At 50.7% G+C, this 407-nt stretch carries 1 rRNA gene; it reads left to right on the forward strand.

The annotated features are described in order from the left end of the window. Positions 1–259 precede the first annotated feature (259 nt). Positions 260–407, forward strand: a 16S ribosomal RNA gene (locus AC1DD5_RS25795); the annotation flags it as partial.

The raw sequence follows: 407 nt of genomic DNA on the forward strand, positions 1-407 counted from the left end.
ATCGGGTAAGTTTGAAAAGTTGCTCCGGAGCGATCCTGTGGCCCTGTTAGGGGTTCTGGTGGTGCCGGTTAGTGTCTGTTGTTTGAGAACTCAATAGTGTGCCAAGTTTGTTGATGCCGATTGTTTTATTGATTGGTTGAAATTATGGCCAGGCCGTTGCGCACCSCCGTGTGTGGTGGTTTGGTTTTCAGCTGGTTTCGAATTTTGTGCAGCCGTGCCTGTCGTTATTTCCGGTGGGTGTGGTTGTGTCTGTTATTTTTCAACGGAGAGTTTGATCCTGGCTCAGGATGAACGCTGGCGGCGTGCTTAACACATGCAAGTCGAACGATGATCCCAGCTTGCTGGGGGATTAGTGGCGAACGGGTGAGTAACACGTGAGTAACCTGCCCTTGACTCTGGGATAAGCC

Source organism: Paenarthrobacter sp. 10L420, assembly GCF_056395385.1.